The organism is Microbacterium sp. LBN7 (assembly GCF_045690345.1).
In the GTDB taxonomy this organism is placed as follows: Bacteria; Actinomycetota; Actinomycetes; order Actinomycetales; family Microbacteriaceae; genus Microbacterium.
This window is the reverse complement of the sequence record NZ_CP147856.1, coordinates 2,317,966-2,334,795: the sequence shown is the minus strand read 5'-3', so window position 1 is coordinate 2,334,795 and position 16,830 is coordinate 2,317,966. Positions and strand designations below refer to the sequence as shown.

The 16,830-nt window shown below is 69.4% G+C and carries 13 protein-coding genes; 10 read left to right on the top strand and 3 right to left on the bottom strand.

Annotation, left to right across the window (positions count from 1 at the left end; translation table 11 throughout):
- Positions 1-48 precede the first annotated feature (48 nt).
- The 10 genes from LBN7_RS11225 to LBN7_RS11180 all read left to right on the top strand — a co-directional run bounded on the left by LBN7_RS11225 (position 49) and on the right by LBN7_RS11180 (position 11,937).
- The gene (locus LBN7_RS11225) at positions 49-1,302 is read left to right on the top strand and encodes an ABC transporter substrate-binding protein (protein ID WP_407359661.1); all 1,254 of its coding nucleotides are present in this window, start codon (positions 49-51) and stop codon (positions 1,300-1,302) included.
- Positions 1,303-1,315: 13 nt separating this feature from the next.
- Positions 1,316-2,278 carry a carbohydrate ABC transporter permease gene (locus LBN7_RS11220; protein ID WP_407359660.1) on the top strand — a complete coding sequence of 321 codons (963 nt, stop codon included), beginning with the start codon at positions 1,316-1,318 and terminating at the stop codon, positions 2,276-2,278.
- On the top strand, positions 2,271-3,137 hold the full coding sequence (locus LBN7_RS11215) for a carbohydrate ABC transporter permease (protein ID WP_407359659.1): 867 nt from the start codon (positions 2,271-2,273) through the stop codon (positions 3,135-3,137). The genes LBN7_RS11220 and LBN7_RS11215 overlap by 8 nt, the downstream gene beginning before the upstream one ends.
- Positions 3,137-4,261 carry a mandelate racemase/muconate lactonizing enzyme family protein gene (locus LBN7_RS11210; RefSeq protein ID WP_407359658.1) on the top strand — a complete coding sequence of 375 codons (1,125 nt, stop codon included), beginning with the start codon at positions 3,137-3,139 and terminating at the stop codon, positions 4,259-4,261. The genes LBN7_RS11215 and LBN7_RS11210 overlap by 1 nt, the downstream gene beginning before the upstream one ends.
- The gene (locus LBN7_RS11205) at positions 4,258-5,289 is read left to right on the top strand and encodes an aldo/keto reductase (RefSeq protein WP_407359657.1); all 1,032 of its coding nucleotides are present in this window, start codon (positions 4,258-4,260) and stop codon (positions 5,287-5,289) included. The genes LBN7_RS11210 and LBN7_RS11205 overlap by 4 nt, the downstream gene beginning before the upstream one ends.
- A 5-nt stretch (positions 5,290-5,294) precedes the next feature.
- Entirely contained in the window at positions 5,295-6,014 is a 720-nt protein-coding gene (locus LBN7_RS11200) for a GntR family transcriptional regulator (protein ID WP_407359656.1), read from the top strand.
- A gap of 46 nt (positions 6,015-6,060) precedes the next feature.
- Positions 6,061-8,229, top strand: a complete 2,169-nt coding sequence (locus LBN7_RS11195; protein WP_407359655.1) for an alpha-galactosidase — start codon at positions 6,061-6,063, stop codon at positions 8,227-8,229.
- A gap of 77 nt (positions 8,230-8,306) precedes the next feature.
- The gene (locus LBN7_RS11190) at positions 8,307-9,281 is read left to right on the top strand and encodes an ABC transporter permease (RefSeq protein ID WP_407359654.1); all 975 of its coding nucleotides are present in this window, start codon (positions 8,307-8,309) and stop codon (positions 9,279-9,281) included.
- The gene (locus LBN7_RS11185) at positions 9,278-10,255 is read left to right on the top strand and encodes a carbohydrate ABC transporter permease (RefSeq protein ID WP_407359653.1); all 978 of its coding nucleotides are present in this window, start codon (positions 9,278-9,280) and stop codon (positions 10,253-10,255) included. Before LBN7_RS11190 ends, LBN7_RS11185 begins: the two co-directional genes overlap by 4 nt.
- Before the next feature lie 53 nt (positions 10,256-10,308).
- Positions 10,309-11,937 (top strand): ABC transporter substrate-binding protein, encoded by a 1,629-nt coding sequence (locus tag LBN7_RS11180; protein ID WP_407359652.1) that lies wholly within the window; start codon positions 10,309-10,311, stop codon positions 11,935-11,937.
- Between the two features lie 102 nt (positions 11,938-12,039).
- Here the strand turns inward: LBN7_RS11180 and LBN7_RS11175 are convergent, their stop codons facing one another.
- Genes LBN7_RS11175 through LBN7_RS11165 form a run of 3 tightly spaced genes read right to left on the bottom strand, consistent with a single transcriptional unit; the run spans position 12,040 to position 16,671 of the window.
- Positions 12,040-13,206 carry an ROK family protein gene (locus LBN7_RS11175; RefSeq protein WP_407359651.1) on the bottom strand — a complete coding sequence of 389 codons (1,167 nt, stop codon included), beginning with the start codon at positions 13,204-13,206 and terminating at the stop codon, positions 12,040-12,042.
- Positions 13,207-13,244: 38 nt separating this feature from the next.
- A complete protein-coding gene (locus LBN7_RS11170) occupies positions 13,245-14,219 on the bottom strand; it encodes an acetylxylan esterase (protein ID WP_407359650.1) in 975 nt (324 codons plus the stop codon).
- Positions 14,209-16,671, bottom strand: a complete 2,463-nt coding sequence (locus LBN7_RS11165) for a glycosyl hydrolase family 95 catalytic domain-containing protein (RefSeq protein ID WP_407359649.1) — start codon at positions 16,669-16,671, stop codon at positions 14,209-14,211. Before LBN7_RS11165 ends, LBN7_RS11170 begins: the two co-directional genes overlap by 11 nt.
- Between the last annotated feature and the right edge of the window lie 159 nt (positions 16,672-16,830).

Sequence of the window (16,830 nt, the reverse complement as noted above, 5' to 3'; positions counted from 1 at the left end):
TACCCACCCACGCATCTGATGAAGCATCCAATGAAGGAGGCAGACAGTATGAATGCAGTCTCGAAGCGGCGCGCGAAGCGCCTCATCCTCACCGGCGTCGCCGGTCTCACGGCCATGACCCTCGCGGGCTGCGCGAGCAGCAGCGGCGGTGGCGGCGAAGCCGGTGGAGCCCTCGTGCTCTACACATGGGCCGCGAGCGAAGGAGACCAGGCCCAGTGGGCCGACTTCATCTCCGGCGCGCAGGCCGAGGACCCCGATCTCGACATCAGTGTCGAGGGCCCGAGCTTCAACGACTACTGGACGAAGGTCAAGACACGGCTCTCCGGCTCCAACCCGCCGTGCCTGCTCACGACCCAGGCCGCCCGTGCGCAGGAACTCGGCGAACTGCTGATGCCCCTCGACGACCTGATCGAGAAGAGCGGCTTCGACATCGACAACATCGACGCGTCGATGCTCAGCGGCATGACCGTCGACGGGTCCATCCGCGCCATCCCCTACGACGCCGAGCCGATCGTGCTGTTCTACAACGTCGAGGCCTTCCAGGCCGCCGGCCTCGAGCTCCCGGGCGCCGAGTACACCCGCGACCAGTTCATCGCCGACGCGAAGGCCCTGACCGACGGCGAGAACAAGGGACTCGCGCTCGCACCCGGCATCTTCATCCCGAACGCCTGGTCGCTGGCCGACGGCGTTCCCGCGGTCACCGAAGACGGCGAGCTCGACCTGACCAACGCCGACTTCGTCGAGCAGATGCAGAGCTTCTTCGACCTGGTGTCGGTCGAGGGCGTCGCGAAGGCCCCCGAGGCCGCCGACGGCTCGGAGGTCTCGCAGCAGGCCTTCACGAGTGGCGCGGTGCCGATGCTCATCGAGGGACCGTGGATGTACGGCAGCTTCGCCGACACCGCCGACTTCACCCTCGGCGTCACGATCGTCCCCTCGACCAGCGGCGAAGCCGCCGCCATGACCGCGGGCTCCGGCTTCGGCATCGCCGCGAACTGCGAGCGCCCCGACGAGGCGTTCGCCGCGATCGAGGCGCTCACCTCGCTGTCGGTGCAGGAGAAGCAGGCCGAGGCCCGCGGCATCGTGCCCGCGCGCATCGAGGCGCTGCCCGCCTGGGCCGAGGGCAAGACCGAGGGCGCCTCCGAGGTCGTCGAGGCCCTGCTCTCGAACGCGACCCCGCAGCGCACCACCCCGACCTGGAACCAGGTCGAGACCCTGATGACGCAGTACGGCGTGCAGGGCTACCGGGGTGAGCTGACCGCCGAGGAGATCATGGACACGATCCAGAACTCGGTGCAGGGCTGAGCGGATGGCGATCATGAGCGAACGGAGCGAGGCCGCGGCCTCCTCTGCGCTGCCCGGCGGGGCGGGGGTGCCGACCGGCGCCCCCGCCCCGCGGGTTCCGCGTCTGCCCCGCGGGCGAGGCCAGGGATGGGTCGCGGTGGCGTTCCTCGCACCCGGGATGATCGGCTTCGTCCTCTTCATCCTGACGCCGCTGTTCGGGTCGGCCTTCATCAGCCTGTTCGACTGGAAGCTGTTCGGCAGCCCGGACTTCATCGGCATCGAGAACTATCTCAAGCTGTTCCGCGACCCGACGTTCTACACGGTGCTGTGGAACACGGTGATCTTCGCGGTCGTCTACACGGCACTGAACCTCTTCGTCGCGCTGGTCATCTCGTTGTGGCTCAACACGCGGATGAAGGCGGCCGGCGCGTGGCGGGTCATCTTCTTCCTTCCCGTCATCACGCCCATGGTCGCCAACGCGCTCGTGTGGCGGCTGCTGCTCTCGCAGGACGGGCTCGTGAACTCGATGCTCGCGACCGTCGGCATCGACGGACCCAACTGGCTCTCCGACTCGGCCTGGGCGCTCCCCTCCGTGATCGCGATGTCGGTCTGGCAGTCCTTCGGCTACAACGTCATCGTGCTGTCGGCCGGCCTCAGCGCCATCCCGAAGGAGCTTCTCGAAGCCTCCCGCATCGACGGCACGAGCGCCTGGCAGCGTCTGCGCTACATCATCCTGCCGCTGCTCTCGCCGTCGCTCTTCTTCTGCTCGACGATGACGATGATCGGGGCCTTCCAGGTGTTCGTGCAGCCGCTGTTCCTCACACAGGGCGGACCGGGCGAGAGCACCAACACGTTCGTGCTGTACCTGTACCGCAATGGATTCGTCTTCGATCGGCTCGGCTATGCATCCGCCCTCGCGTGGATCCTGTTCCTCGTGGTGATGCTCATCACGGCCCTGCAGTTCGTCGGCCAGCGCAGGTGGGTGAACTATGAGTGATGTCCGAGTGAGTCTTCCCCGGCGAGCGCATCAGCGCCGCGAATCCGTGAAGGTGTGGCTCAACACCGCCGCGATCGCAGTCGTCGCGCTGATCTTCGCGTTCCCCTTCATCTGGATGTTCCTCACGGCGCTCAAGCCCGAGGACGAGGTCTTCACCGCCACACCGCAGATCTTCGGCTCCGAGATCCGCTGGGCGAACTTCGTCGAGGCGTGGACCGTCGTGCCCTTCGGGCGCTTCATCCTCAACGGCCTCTTCGTCGCCATCGCCGGCGCCGCGCTGTCGGTCGTGGTCGCGGTGCTGTCGGCCTACGCCTTCTCGCGCCTGCGCTTCCGGTTCCGCGACAAGCTGTTCCTGCTGTTCGTGCTGACGCTGGTGCTGCCGCAGGAGGTGCTGGTCGTGCCGCTGTTCATCATGGTCAACAGCTGGGGCTGGAACGACAGCTACGGCGCCCTGATCATCCCGTTCGCGTTCACGGCCTTCGGCACGTTCCTCATGCGGCAGTTCTTCCTGACGATCCCGATCGAGTACGAGGAGGCCGCCCTGATCGACGGCGCCTCGCGACTGCGCACCCTGTGGTCGGTGCTGATGCCCCAGCTGATCGCACCGCTGAGCGTGCTCGCCGTGTTCTCGTTCATCGGATACTGGAACTCGTACCTCTGGCCGCTGATCATCATCAACACGCAGGAGATGGCGACCGTGCCTCTCGGACTCGGCATGTTCACGGGACAGTTCGGCACGCAGTGGTCGTTGCTGATGGCGGCATCGACGCTCGCCGTCGTCCCCTCGCTGATCCTCGTGCTGCTGCTGCAGAGACAACTGATCAAAGGGGTCACCCTGGGCGGACTCGGAGGACGATGATGAACGCGACACAGCACACGGCGGATGCCACGAGCGGCAGTTGCATCGTGCACGTCGAGGCGCAGCTGTGCGACCTGCCGGTCGAGACGGAGCGCACCGACGCCCTGCAGACCTTCGTCAAGCAGGAGACGATCTTCGTGCGGCTGCGGACCGCCGACGGCACCGAGGGCGTGGGCTACAGCTACACGATCGGCACCGGCGGCGGAGCCGTGCTGAGCCTGCTGCGCGAGACGCTGCTGCCCGCGCTGCTCGGCCTCGAGGCCGAGCGGCCCGAAGCCGTCTGGCTCGCCCTGTTCGGCATCACCCGGGCGACGACGGTCGGGCCCATCACAGCGCTGGCACTCGCCGCGGTCGACACGGCGGTCTGGGACGCGAAGACCCGGCGCGCGGGGCTCCCGCTCTGGGTCGCGGCCGGCGGGGCATCGCCCTCGATTCCGATGTACGACACCGAGGGCGGCTGGCTGCACTTCGGCACGGAGGAGCTCGTGGCGCACGCGGTGGCCGCGAAGGAGCGCGGTATGGGCGGGGTCAAGATCAAGGTCGGGATGCCGCGTGGCCACCAGGACCTCGAACGGCTGCGCGCGGTGCGCGACGCGGTCGGGCCGGGCATGGACATCATGGTTGACGCGAACCAGTCCTTCACCGTCTCGGAGGCGGTGCGCCGGGCGCGGCTGTTCGAGCAGGTCGACGTGTTCTGGTTCGAGGAGCCCCTGCCCGCGGAGGACATCGAGGGGCACCGCCAGCTCGCTCGATCGACCTCGGTGCCCATCGCCGTCGGCGAGAGCATGTACTCCCTCGGGCATTTCCGCGAGCACCTGCAGCGCGGCGGCGCGTCCATCGTGCAGCCGGATGTCGCGCGGGTCGGCGGCATCACGCCCTGGCTCAAGATCGCCCACCTTGCGGAGTCGTTCAACGCCCCGGTCGCCCCGCACTTCCTCATGGAGCTGCACGTATCGCTCGTCTGCGCGATCCCGAACGCGCTGTACCTTGAGCACATCCCACAGCTCCGTGCCGTGACGACCGAGGAGCTCCGCATCGAGGACGGCCGCGGCTGGGCGCCGACCTCACCGGGACTGGGCATCACGTGGGACGACGCCGCCCTCGACGGGGTGAGCGTCGGATGACGGTAGCCGCTCGGGTGCCCCTCGGCCGCGGCGGCCTCTCCACTCCGCCCCTCGGGTACGGCGCCGCCGCGCTCGGGAACCTCTACCGGGCGCTCGCCGAGGAGGAGTGGCCCGAGATCGTTCCGGCGGCCTGGGCCGGCGGCATCCGCTACTTCGACGTCGCTCCGCACTACGGTCTGGGTCTCGCGGAGAAGCGGCTGGGTGAGAGCCTGCGGATGCTGCCGCGCGACGAGTACATCGTCTCGACGAAGGTCGGCAGGCTCCTCGTGCCGCAGGACCCCGCCGGACGCACCGACATCGACAACCTCTTCGCGGTACCGGCTGCCCATCGGCGTGTGCGCGACTACTCCCGCGACGGGGTGCTGCGCTCGATCGAGGACTCGCTGATCCGGCTCGGCCTCGACCGCATCGACCTCGTGCTCGTGCACGACCCGGACGAGCACGAGCGCGAGGCGCTCGACGGTGCGTTCCCCGCGCTGAGCGAGCTGCGCGACCAGGGGGTGATCACCTCGTTCGGCGCCGGGATGAACCAGACCGCGATGCTCGCGCGCTTCCTCACCGAGACCGACGCCGACGTCATGATGGTCGCCGGACGCTGGACCCTCCTCGACCACTCCGCCGCCGACGAGCTGCTGCCGCTCGCGCTCGAGCGCGATGTGTCGGTCATCGCCGCAGCCGTGTTCAACTCCGGCATCCTCGCCACGGATGCGCCGGCCGCCGGCGACACGTTCGACTACGGACCGGCCGGCTCCGACGTGGTCGAGCGCGCGCGTGCGATCGCCGCCGTCGCGCACCGCCACGGCAGCACCCTGCCGGAGCTCGCCGTGCAGTTCCCGCTCCGGCACCCCGCCGTGGCCGCTGTGGTGACGGGCGGGGCGAGCGCGGAGCAGGCATCCCGCAACAGCGCCCTCGCGAGCCGTCCGGCGTCCGACGCGCTCTGGGGCGAGCTGCGCGACCGCTCGCTGATCGGGGCTCCAGCCCTCCGCCCGCGCGGGGCCCGAGTGCTCGACGGGCAACCCGTACGATGAGTTTCATGTTCAGCGACGACGTGGCTCGCGGCCCCCGGCCGCTCCCCGCCCGGCGCGCCCTCGTCGACGACGTGTACGACGCCGTGCTCGCGCTCCTGATGGACCGGGCGATCGAGCCGGGTGCACGGGTGAACATCGACGCCGTCGCGCGCGATCTCGATGTCTCGCCGACACCCGTGCGCGAAGCGCTCACCCGGCTGGAGTCGGAGGGGCTGGTCGCGAAGCGCGCGCTGAAGGGCTACGTCGCGGCGCCTCTGCTCGACGCCGCCGGACTGCGCGACCTCTACGACATGCGCGAGCTGCTCGAACCGGAGGCGGCGCGACGCGCATCGGCGAACTTCGACGACGCGACCGCGACGGCTTTGTCCGACTCGGTCGGGCAGATGCGCACGGCATCCACGCCCGATGACGACGAGCACTTCCAGAACTACCGTCGCTTCATCGAGGAAGATCTCCGCTTCCACCATCTGATCGCCGACCGTGCGCTCAGCCCGCTGCTGTCGGACGCGATCGTGCGCCTGCGCTCGCACATGCACCTGTACCGGCTGAACTTCCGCCACGACTTCGAAGACGACACGGTCAGCGAGCACGAGCAGATCCTCGACGCGCTCCGTCGCCGTGATCCGGATGCCGCGGCATCGGCGATGCGCCGGCACATCGAGAACTCGTACCACCGTCTCGGCCCCATCCTCGCGCACCGGGGCGAGGATCAGATCGAACGCTGAGCCGGCCCGGGTTGCGGTGCGTCCGGCGAACCCGGATGATTAATTCATGACGTCAAGTATCAGCCTCCCCCGCATCGATGCGGTCGGGAATCCCGCCATCGCGCACCTCCGTCGCGGAGGCGTCAGCGCGGTGTTCGCGACGGACGCGTTCGGAGCGCCGGCACTCGTGCACTGGGGTCGGGCGCTCGACGACACCGACGTCGCCGGCCTGCTCGCCACCGCGACCCCCGCGGTGATGAACGCCTCGATCGACATCCCGCGGTCGTTCTCGATCGCCGCCGGCCGCGCGCACGGCTGGTCCGGAACACCCGCGATCGAGGCGGACGCCGGGGATGCCGTGATCGACGGCTTCGCGCTGATCGACACGGATGCCGACGGATCGCGGGTGCGCTTCACGCTCCGCGACGCCTCCTCGCTCGCCGAAGCCGTGTTCTCGTACGAGCTGGACGCGTCCGGCATCCTCCACGCCGGGATCGAGATCCGTAACGTCACGGCCGACACGCCCCTCGACATCCGCACCGCTCGCGCGCTCCTCCCCCTGCCCGCCCGCGCCGCAGAGGTGCTCGACTTCTCGGGTCGCTGGACGAACGAACGCCTCCCGCAGCGCTCGACGATCCACGACGGCACTTGGCTGCGCTCGTCGCGCCGTGGCCGACCCGGTCATGACGCGTCGATGCTCACCCTGGTCGGCACCCCGGGATTCCGCTTCCGCGACGGGGAGATCTGGGCGACGCACCTCGCGTGGAGCGGCAACCAGGAGACCATCGTGGAGCGCCTCCCCGAGGGAGCCGGCGTGCACCGCTCGGTCCTCGGCTCCGGTGAGCTGGTCGACGCCGGAGAGGTGCGCCTCGAACCCGGCGAGACCTACCGATCACCCGACACCCTGTTCGTCTGGAGCGACGAGGGCATCGACGGCGTCACCGCCCGTCTGCACGCCTCGATCCGCTCGCGCGCCGGCCACCCGCTCTCGCCGCGCCCGCTGCTGCTGAACACCTGGGAGGCGGTCTATTTCGACCACGACCTCGAGAAGCTGTCCGCTCTCGCCGCCTCGGCCGCCGAGTTGGGCGTCGAGCGGTTCGTCCTGGACGACGGCTGGTTCCGCGCCCGCCGCGACGACCACGCGGGTCTCGGAGACTGGTTCATCGATGCGGACGTCTGGCCGGCGGGTCTGCGACCGCTGTCCGACAGGGTGCACGAGCTGGGCATGCAGTTCGGCCTCTGGTTCGAGCCCGAGATGGTGAACCCCGACTCCGACCTCGCCCGTGCGCATCCGGACTGGCTCCTCGGCGAATCGCGGCTGCTGGAGTCCCGCCATCAGTTCGTGCTCGACTTCTCCCGCGACGAGGTCGCCGCGTACGTGCTCGAACGTCTCGACGAGGTCATCACCGACGCCGCCGTCGACTTCGTGAAATGGGACCACAACCGCGATCTGCACGCCTCGCTCGGCGCCGGCGGCGAGCGCCGGGTCCGGGCGCACACGCAGGGCGTGTACCGCGTGCTGGACGAGCTGCGCCGACGGCATCCGCAGCTCGAGATCGAGTCGTGCGCGAGCGGCGGCGGTCGCGTCGACCTCGGCATCCTCGCGCGCACCGATCGCGTGTGGGCGTCGGACTGCAACGACCCGATCGAGCGGCAGAGCATCCAGCGCTGGACGCAGACCCTGCTGCCCCCCGAGCTGATCGGCTCCCATGTCGGACCGACCGAGTCGCACACCACGCACCGCCACGCGTCGTTCTCATTCCGCGCGGTCACCGCGCTCTTCGGCCACGCCGGCATCGAATGGGACATCGACGAGGCATCGCCGGACGAGCGTCAGGCGATCGCCGCGTGGGCCGCGCTGTACAAGGAGGTGCGCGGCCTGATCCACACCGGCGTCACGGTGCGCGCCGACGCGGTCGACGACGGCACGATCCTGCACGGCGTCGTCGGGCACGATCGCCGCGAGGCGCTGTTCGCCTGGGTGCGCACGGCGACGAACGGCGTGGCGCACACGGCGCGCGTGCCGATCCCCGGGCTCGATCCGCGCACCCTCTACCGGGTGCGGGTGCGCGAAGAGGTCGGGGCCGCGAGTCGACACGAGGTCGACGATCCGGCCTGGCTCCGCGCCGACGACGACCTCCTCTGCACCGGCGCGGTGCTGGAGCAGGGCCTGCCGCTGCCCGTGCTCAACCCCAGCCAGGGGATGCTGCTGCACCTCCAGGCCGTCGAGGCCTGAGCCTCGCCTGGATGGGTTGCGCTCGGCTCCAGGCAGAGTTATATTACGATGTAAAGTAATCCACCCGAGAGGTAGCCATGACGCTCAGTGTCGAGCATGACCTCTCCGCCGAGACGGCGGAGACGCCGGCCCCGGCTCCCCGACGGCGCTCCCGCTTCGTCCGGAGCCTGCGCCGCTACTGGCAGCTGTACCTGCTGCTGCTGATCCCGATCATCTGGTTCATCATCTTCCGGTACGTGCCGATGGCCAACGCGGTGATCGCGTTCAAGAACTACAACCCGATCGACGGCGTCTGGGGCAGCACCTGGGTCGGCTTCGACAACTTCGCGAACCTGTTCCGCAACCCGGTCTTCCCGCGGCTCGTCGGCAACACCTTCCTGCTCGCGGGCTACACCCTGATCGCGAGCTTCCCGCTGCCGATCATCCTCGCGCTGGCCCTCAACGAGGTGCGGCTGCGGTTCTTCACCCGCACGGTGCAGCTCGTCACCTACGCCCCGTACTTCATCTCGACCGTCGTGGTCGTGTCGATGACGATCCTGCTGCTCTCCCCGCGGGTGGGTCTCCTCGGCCGCACCCTCAGCTTCTTCGGGGCGGGCCAGGTCGACCTGCTCGCCGACGCCGACTTCTTCCGCCACATCTACGTCGCGACCGACATCTGGACGACGACCGGCTACTCGGCGGTCATCTACCTCGCCGCTCTCGCCTCGGTCGACACCTCGCTCTACGAGGCCGCGAAGATCGACGGGGCATCGCGCCTGCAGAAGATCTGGAACGTCGACATCCCCGCCCTCCTGCCGACCGCGACCATCATCCTCATCCTCGGGGTCGGCAACATCATGGCGATCGGGTTCGAGAAGGCCTTCCTCCTGCAGAACGCCCTCAATCTGTCGACATCCGAGATCATCCCGACGTACGTCTACAAGACCGGCATCCTGAACGCGAACTTCAGTCTGGGAGCGACGATCGGGCTCTTCAACGCCCTGATCAGCCTCGTGCTGCTGCTGGTGGTCAACGGCGTCTCCAAGCGAGTGACGGGAAACGGACTGTGGTGACCACGATCAACACCGAGGCCCTCCTCACCGAGGAGATCGTCGTCGCGAAGAACAAGAAGCCGCGTCGCCGGCGCGACCCGCTCGCCCGCGGCGTCAAGGTCAAGGAGACCAGGGCCGACCGCGTCTTCATCGTCGCGGCCTACATCCTGCTCTCGGTCTTCCTGTTGGTCGTGCTGCTGCCCCTGCTCAACATCGTCGCGAGCTCGCTGTCGAGTCCACAGGCCGTGTCCTCCGGGCGGGTGCTGTTCTGGCCCGTCGACATCACCTTCCGCGGCTACGAGGAAGCGCTGCGCAACCCCGCGATCCTCCGCGGCTTCGGCAACTCGATCTTCTACACCGTGGTCGGCACCGCGATCAGCGTGATCGGCACCGTCGCGATCGCCTATCCCCTGTCGCGCATGCAGCTCGTCGGACGCAAGATCATCACCGGCGGCGTCGTCTTCACGATGCTGTTCAGCGGCGGCGTCATCCCGATGTACCTGGTCGTGCAGTCGCTCGGACTGCTCGACACCCGCTGGTCGATGCTGCTGCCCAACGCGATCGGCGTCTGGCAGGTCATCATCGCGATCGTCTACTTCCGCTCCGCCGTTCCCGACGAGGTCTACGAGGCCGCGCAGCTGGACGGCGCGAGCGAACTGCGCATCCTCTGGACCGTGGTGCTCCCCCTCGCCAAGCCGCTGATCGCCGTGATCGCCCTGATGTACGCGATCATGCAGTGGAACTCCTACTTCGACGCCCTGCTGTACCTGCGCGACGCCGATCTGCAGCCGCTGCAGCTCGTGCTGCGCGGCCTGCTCATCCTGAACGATGCGGGCGGCGGCGGCGATGTCGCCGAGCAGCTGCGTCGACGCGAGCTGGCCGATCTGCTCCGCTACTCCACGGTCGTGATCGCGACCATCCCGATGCTCGTGGCGTACCCGTTCGTCGCGAAGTACTTCAACAAGGGCATCATGGTCGGCGCCGTCAAGGGCTGACCCCGCACAGACCCACCACATCACCCATTAACCGGGCAAAGGAGATTCCGGCAATGAGACACAGCATCATCCGAGGGGTGGCCGCCGCAGGCGTGCTGGCCCTGGCGACGGCGGCGCTGGCCGCCTGCACGTCGCCGAGTGACGACAACGGCCAGCTGGTCGCGTTCGGCCCGCAGGGCGACAACGGTTCGCTCAAGGACAACGCGTTCACCCAGCTGGTCGAGAAGAAGTTCGACATCGACTTCGACTGGCAGACCACGACCTACGACGGCAGCGTCGCGGGAGAGAAGCGACAGGTCTCGCTCGCGAGCGGCGACTACCCCGACGTGTACTTCCTCGTGCCGTGGGTCGACGCCTTCTCGCGCAGCGAGGTGCTCAAGTACGGGCAGCAGGGCGTGCTCGTGCCGCTCGAGGACCTCATCGACGAGTATGCGCCGAACCTCAAGAAGCGCTTCGAGGAGAAGCCCGACTGGGAGCAGTCGGTCACCGCACCCGACGGGCACATCTACGCGATCACGCAGTTCACCGAGTGCTTCCACTGCACCTACCCGTCGAAGCTGTGGATGAACACCACCTGGCTCGACAAGCTCGGCCTGGAGCAGCCGACGACCACGGAAGAGCTCCGTGAGGTGCTGCGGGCGTTCAAGAACGACGACCCCAACGGCAACGGACAGGCCGATGAGGTCGCGCTCAGCGCCTCGGCATCCGAGCCGGTGATCAACTACTTCATGAACGCGTTCGCCTACGCGCCCTACGGCAGCCCGTCGAGCCCTCCGCCCATGGTGATGGACGACGGCAAGGTCCAGCTCTCGGCGACGTCCGACGGCTGGCGCGCGGGACTGCAGTACATCGCATCCCTCGCCGAGGAAGGGCTGATCGACACGGCATCCTTCACGCAGAACGGCGATGCGCTGCGTGCGCTCGGTGACAATGCGGATGCCGAGATCCTCGGCGCCGCCGCCGTGCTGCACCCGTACGAGATCGTCACGGCGGACTCGCCCGACGGACGCGACAAGCACTACGACGCGGTCGCCCCGGTGAAGGGCCCCGACGGCACCCAGTACGCCACCTACCGGGAGCAGGTGAGCCCGCTCGGCATGTTCGCCCTCACGAACAAGTCGACCGAGGACGAGCGCATCAAGGCGATCAAGCTCATCGACTACCTGGTCACCGACGAGGGCGACCGGCTCGGCGCGATGGGGCCGGAAGGCGACGCCTGGGTCCCGGCCGAGGACGGCGACGTCGCCCTCGACCCCGAGCTGGAGCCGACCTTCAAGCCGCTCACCTACGACGAGACGTCGAACGCCTCGTGGCGCTCGATGGGCCAGTACTGGGACTCGCTCGAGTACCGCAACTCGCAGGTCGTGCCGGAGGACGTCTACTCGCCCGACGGCTACGAGCGCCGTCTGCTCGAGGCGTCGCAGCTGTACGAGCCGTTCGCACCCGACGAGGACCTCCTGTTCCCGGACGGCAAGCTGTGGCCCGACCCCGACACCTCGGCGGAGATCGCCGAGCTCCAGACGAACATCGCGACCTACATCACGCAGGCGCAGGCGGAGTTCGCCACCGGTCAGCGCGACATCGACGACGACGGCGCCTGGCAGGCCTACATCGACGACCTGAACGGTCTCGGCGTCGAGCGCTACCTCGAGCTGCAGCAGAAGCTGTACGACGCGCTCTGATCACGAGAGCGGTGACTGCCCGGCGGGATGACCCCGCCGGGCAGTTCTGTGTCCGGGACGGATGCCGGGACTTCGGTCCCCGGACGCTGCGGATGCTGCGCGTCAGAGCACGAGGGACTGGATCGCGGCCGCGGCAGCGCCGCGGGCCCAGTCCTCGAAGGTGTGCGGGCGCACCACGATGCGGCAACGCGCGGCCGCCCCGAACGCGTGCGCATCGAAGGCGCTGCGCAGGGTGGCGTCGTACAGGTCGAAGTTGGACACTCCCTCGCCGCCGATGATGACCAGTTCCGGTCCGGTCAGGTTCACGAGCGTCGCGATCGCGGTTCCGATGATCGCGGAGGCCTCCTGGAAGGCGGCCTCGGCAGCCCGATCGCCGCTGTGCGCGAGCTTGACCGCCTCGTCGATCGCGATGGGACGACCGTGCGCGGCCGACACCGCGGCCTCGATCGCGGCGGTCGATGCGACGGCCTCGACGCAGCCCTGTCGTCCGCACGGGCAGATCCGCTGCGGGTCGGCGAGCGGGAGATGGCCGATCTCGCCAGCGACGCCGTACGCACCCGTGACGACCTGACCGTTCAGGTGCAGACCGCTGCCGATGCCGCGCCCGATCGTGACGATCGCGAACGACGCCGTGCCGAGGCCGACCCCGAACCAGTGCTCGCCGACTGTCAACGCGTGCACGTCGTTCTCGAGGGTCACAGGCCTGCCGAGCCGCTCCTGCAGACGTGCGCCGAACGGCTCGTCCCGCCAGCCCATGATCGCCGATTCGCGCACGACTCCGGCCTGGGTGTCGACATCGCCGGAGACCGAGACGCCGAGACCGGCGATCGCGGCGGAGCGATCGCCGAGGGCGGCTTCGAGCACGCCGACGACGTCGACGATCGCCTCGAGCACGGCATCCGGATCGTGCTGCGGGAGCCGCCGGCGCTCGACCGCCAGCACGGCGGTGCCGAGGTCGGTCGCGACGGCGATGATCTCGTCGACGTTCACCTTCACGCCGAGCATGATCATCGCCTCGGAGACGATCGAGACGGGGGCGACCGGGCGTCCGGGATTCCCGTCGCGGTGCGCGGCCGGGGGCGCGTCGACGAGGCCGGCGGCGACGAGCGGCGAGACCGCCTTGGTCACGGCGGCCTGCGAGAGCCCGGTGTGCCGCGCGATGTCGATGCGGCTGATCGGGCTGCGCGTGAGGATCGTCGCGAACACCTTCGACCCGGCATCCGAGGCGGAGCGTATCAGGGAGGTGCGTGCGGCGGTGTCGTGGTCCATCGAATTCCTCAGTCGTTATCGGCTACGGTAGCGAATCCTCAGGCCCGCCGTGCGGAGGACGAGCCCCCGGGTGCCAGGTGCGTCGCCGCGAACTCCAGTGCGTTCTCCTCGTCGAGGTCGCCGCCGGCCTCGTGGCCGTTGTAGGGCCAGAGCACGATCTGCTTCTCACCGGCGTACGCCGTGAAGGCGGGGAGGACGGATGCCGGGGGCGTGATGCCGTCGCGCAGACCGGTGCTGAGGATCGCCGGGGCGGTCGCGCGCTTGGCGTGGTTGACCCCGTCGAAGTAGCGCAGGGTGTCAAGGGCCGTCGCGGTGTCGAGGCGTCGGTCGGCGAAGTACTGCGTGAGGAGCGCGTACGGCTCTTCGGTGCTCAGGTCGGCCGCGCGGTTGAGTTCGCAGAGGAACGGCGCCTGGATGATCGCGACCGCGAGATCCGGCACCAGCCCGGCGATCGCGAGGGCGATGCCGCCGCCCTGGCTCGCCCCGACGACGCCGACGCGCGCGGCATCGACCGGCTCCAGCGACCGCAGGGCCTCGAGGGCGCGGACGGCGTCGGCGTAGACCCGCCGGTAGTAGTACTCACGCGGCGAGCGCAGACCCCGGGTGAGGAAGCCGCCGGCGGACGGTCCGCCCTCGGGGTGGTCGTCGTCGGTGTCTCCGTGCCCCTGGCCACGCGCGTCCACCACGAGATGGGCGTATCCGGCGGCGGCCCAGCGCAGGTCGCGCAGTGCGTGACCTCGTCCGTTGCCGTAGCCGAAGAGCTGCACGAGTCCCGGCAGGGGTTCCGTCGCACCGTGGGGCAAGCGGAGCCAGGCGCGGATGCGCGTCCCGCCGAATCCGCGGAACGTCACCTCGAACACGTCGATCACCGTCAGCCGCGTCTCGCGCGGCTCGATCGTGACGTCGAGCGGAAAGCGCCGGGTCTCGGCGAGCGTCTCGGCCCAGAAGTCATCGAAGTCGCTCGGCTCGGTCTGGGTCGTCGGCATGTCGACGGTCGTCGTCTCACCGCGCATCGGCGGATCCTCCCACCACGGCGCCGGCGAGGTCGCCCACGGGCACGTCGAACACCCCGCCCGCAGCGATGGTCACCGACACTCGGACGCCGTCGTGCTCGATCACCACGTCGCGGTCTTCGTCGAGCCGGTTGCGCAGCTGCGCCTCGCTCAGGCGCCCGTCGCTCCACGCCAGGTCGACCTCGAGGCCGGTGCGCGCCCGGATGCCCTGCACGTCGCCCTCGCGCCACTCCGACGGGAGCGCGGGCAGCAGCCGCACGACGCCGCCATGGCTCTGCACCAGCAGCTCGGTGATCGACGCCGGGAACCCGAGGTTCGCATCGATCTGGAACGGCGGATGCGTGCTGAACAGGTTCGGCAGCAGCCCGCCCCACTCCGAACCGTCGACCGGGCCGTGCCGCATGGCATCGCCGTCGAACGCCGTGAGTGCCTCGTCCAGCAGCGACGCGGCGGTCTCGCCGTCTCGCATCCGCGCGCGCAGCGCGATCTTCCACGCCCAGGACCAGCCCATGGCGCCGGGACCGCGGGCGTCGAGCAGGCGGATGCCGGCGTCGAAGAGCTCGGGCGTGCGCTCGCGCGTGGTCACATCGAGCGGGTGGATGCCGATCAGCGGCGTCATGTGGCGGTGGAGCGGTTCGACCTCGACGACATCCTCCGACCATTCGCCGATCCGGCCGTCGGCGCGGACGATCACCGGGGCGAGGTGCGCGAGCGCCTCGTCGAGCTCGGCGCGCAGCGCGTCGTCGTCGATCTGCAGCACGTCGATCGCAGTCCGCGCACGTTCGAAAAGGCTCTGCAGGAGCAGGAGATCGGATGCCGACGTGAGACCGACCGCGGTCCCCTCGCCGTCGGGGGCGAAGAAGGAGTTCTCCGGAGAGGTCGACGGCGACGTGCGCAGTCGCCCCTCGGCATCCGGCACGAGCCAGTCGAGACCGAACTCGGCGGCACCGCGCAGCAGCGGCCAGATGCGGGTGCGCAGCAGTTCGCGGTCGCCGCCGAACTCGTACGCGTCCCACAGGCTGTGCGTGAGCCAGACGCCACCCATCATCCAGATCGCCCAGCTCGGTGCACCGTGGCCCCCGCCGACCGGCAGAGCCCAGCCCCAAAGGTCGGAGTTGTGATGCCCGACCCATCCGCGGGCGCCGTACAGGCCGCGGGCGACGTCGGCGCCGTTGCGAGCGAGCTTCTCGACCATGCCGAGCAGCGGCTCGAACGCGTCGTCCATGCCGAGCACGGGAGCGGCCCAGTAGTTCATCTCGGTGTTGATGTTGATCGTGTAGTTCGAGGACCAGGCGGGCTGGAGCTCGTCGTTCCAGATGCCCTGCAGGTTCGCCGCCGGGGCGCCGCTCCGCGAGCAGGAGGCGAGCAGGTAGGCGCCGAACTCCGCGATCACGGTGGCCTTGAGCGGCAGGTCTGGTCCGTGCAGGATGTCGCGGTCGACGTCCCACGTGCCTTCCCGCCGGCCGCCGATCGCGAACCTCGCCGGAGTCGCGCGCCGTCGATCGGCGACGTGCTCCTCGAACAGCGTCGATGCGCCGCGGTGGACCGCGGCATCCGCCTGTTCCGTGGCGTGGTTCCGGATCGTCTCACGCGAGACGGTCCGCCCCTCCTCGTCCTTGCCGGCCCACCACGACGCGGCGCGGGACGATGTGGAGAGGGCGATCAGCAGCCGACGGGCTCCACGGAGGGTGACACCCTCGGGCGTCCGCTCCGCGAGTCCATCGGTGCTCCAGGCGACGGCGACGGCCGCGAAGGCGTCGAACGCCTCGGAGTCGTCGCCGGCGTAGGTCAGGGGCGGGTCGACCGCCGTCTCATGCAGCGGGGCGCCGTCGATCGGCGCCACGATGTCGAGCGTCATCCCGGCGAGGCCCGGCAGGACAGCCGACCCCGCATCGTGCAGGGGCGTGCGCAGAGCGACGGATGCCGTGAACGGGGCATCCGCGGTGATCTCCACGATCAGAGCCCGGGCCGGCGCCGAGATCCAGGACCGCCGCCGCACGGTACCACCGGGAATCGTGAGCGTCTCGGCTATCGCCGCATCGTCGAGGTCGAGCACCCGGGCGGGCGTGACCGCCTCGGCATCCTCGATGCGAACGTCGAGGTCGGCGAGCGGCAGGAACTCCTGCGAGTACGGGCCCTCGAAGGCCATCAGCAGGTCCTCGGCCTCGCGGGTGCGACCCTCGTCGAGAGCGGCCCGGATGCGGGCGAGACGCTCGGGCCCGGCACCGGCGGCGAGCACATCGCGCAGGGCGTCGGCAGGCCCGTCGGGCGTGCCCGACCACACGGTCGCGTCGTTGAGCGCATAGCGTCCGGACGCGCCACCGAACAGCATCGCGCCGATGCGGCCGTTGCCCAGCGGCGTGGCCTCGTTCCAGTTCGATGCGGGGCGATTCCACGCCAGGCGCAGCGTTCCTGCGGGACGAAAACGGGACTCGGGAGTGGGGAGCGGCATGGTCTTCCTTGACGAGATGGCTGCTTGCAATACGAGCCTAATCGTGATTAATTACCGACGTCAAGTAATTTGCGGCGGCTCCGATGCTGGACGGAGTAGCCGCTGCCGAACCTTCTGGGGGCTGCGCGAAGACGCGCGGGGTTCACCGTCGAACCGCCA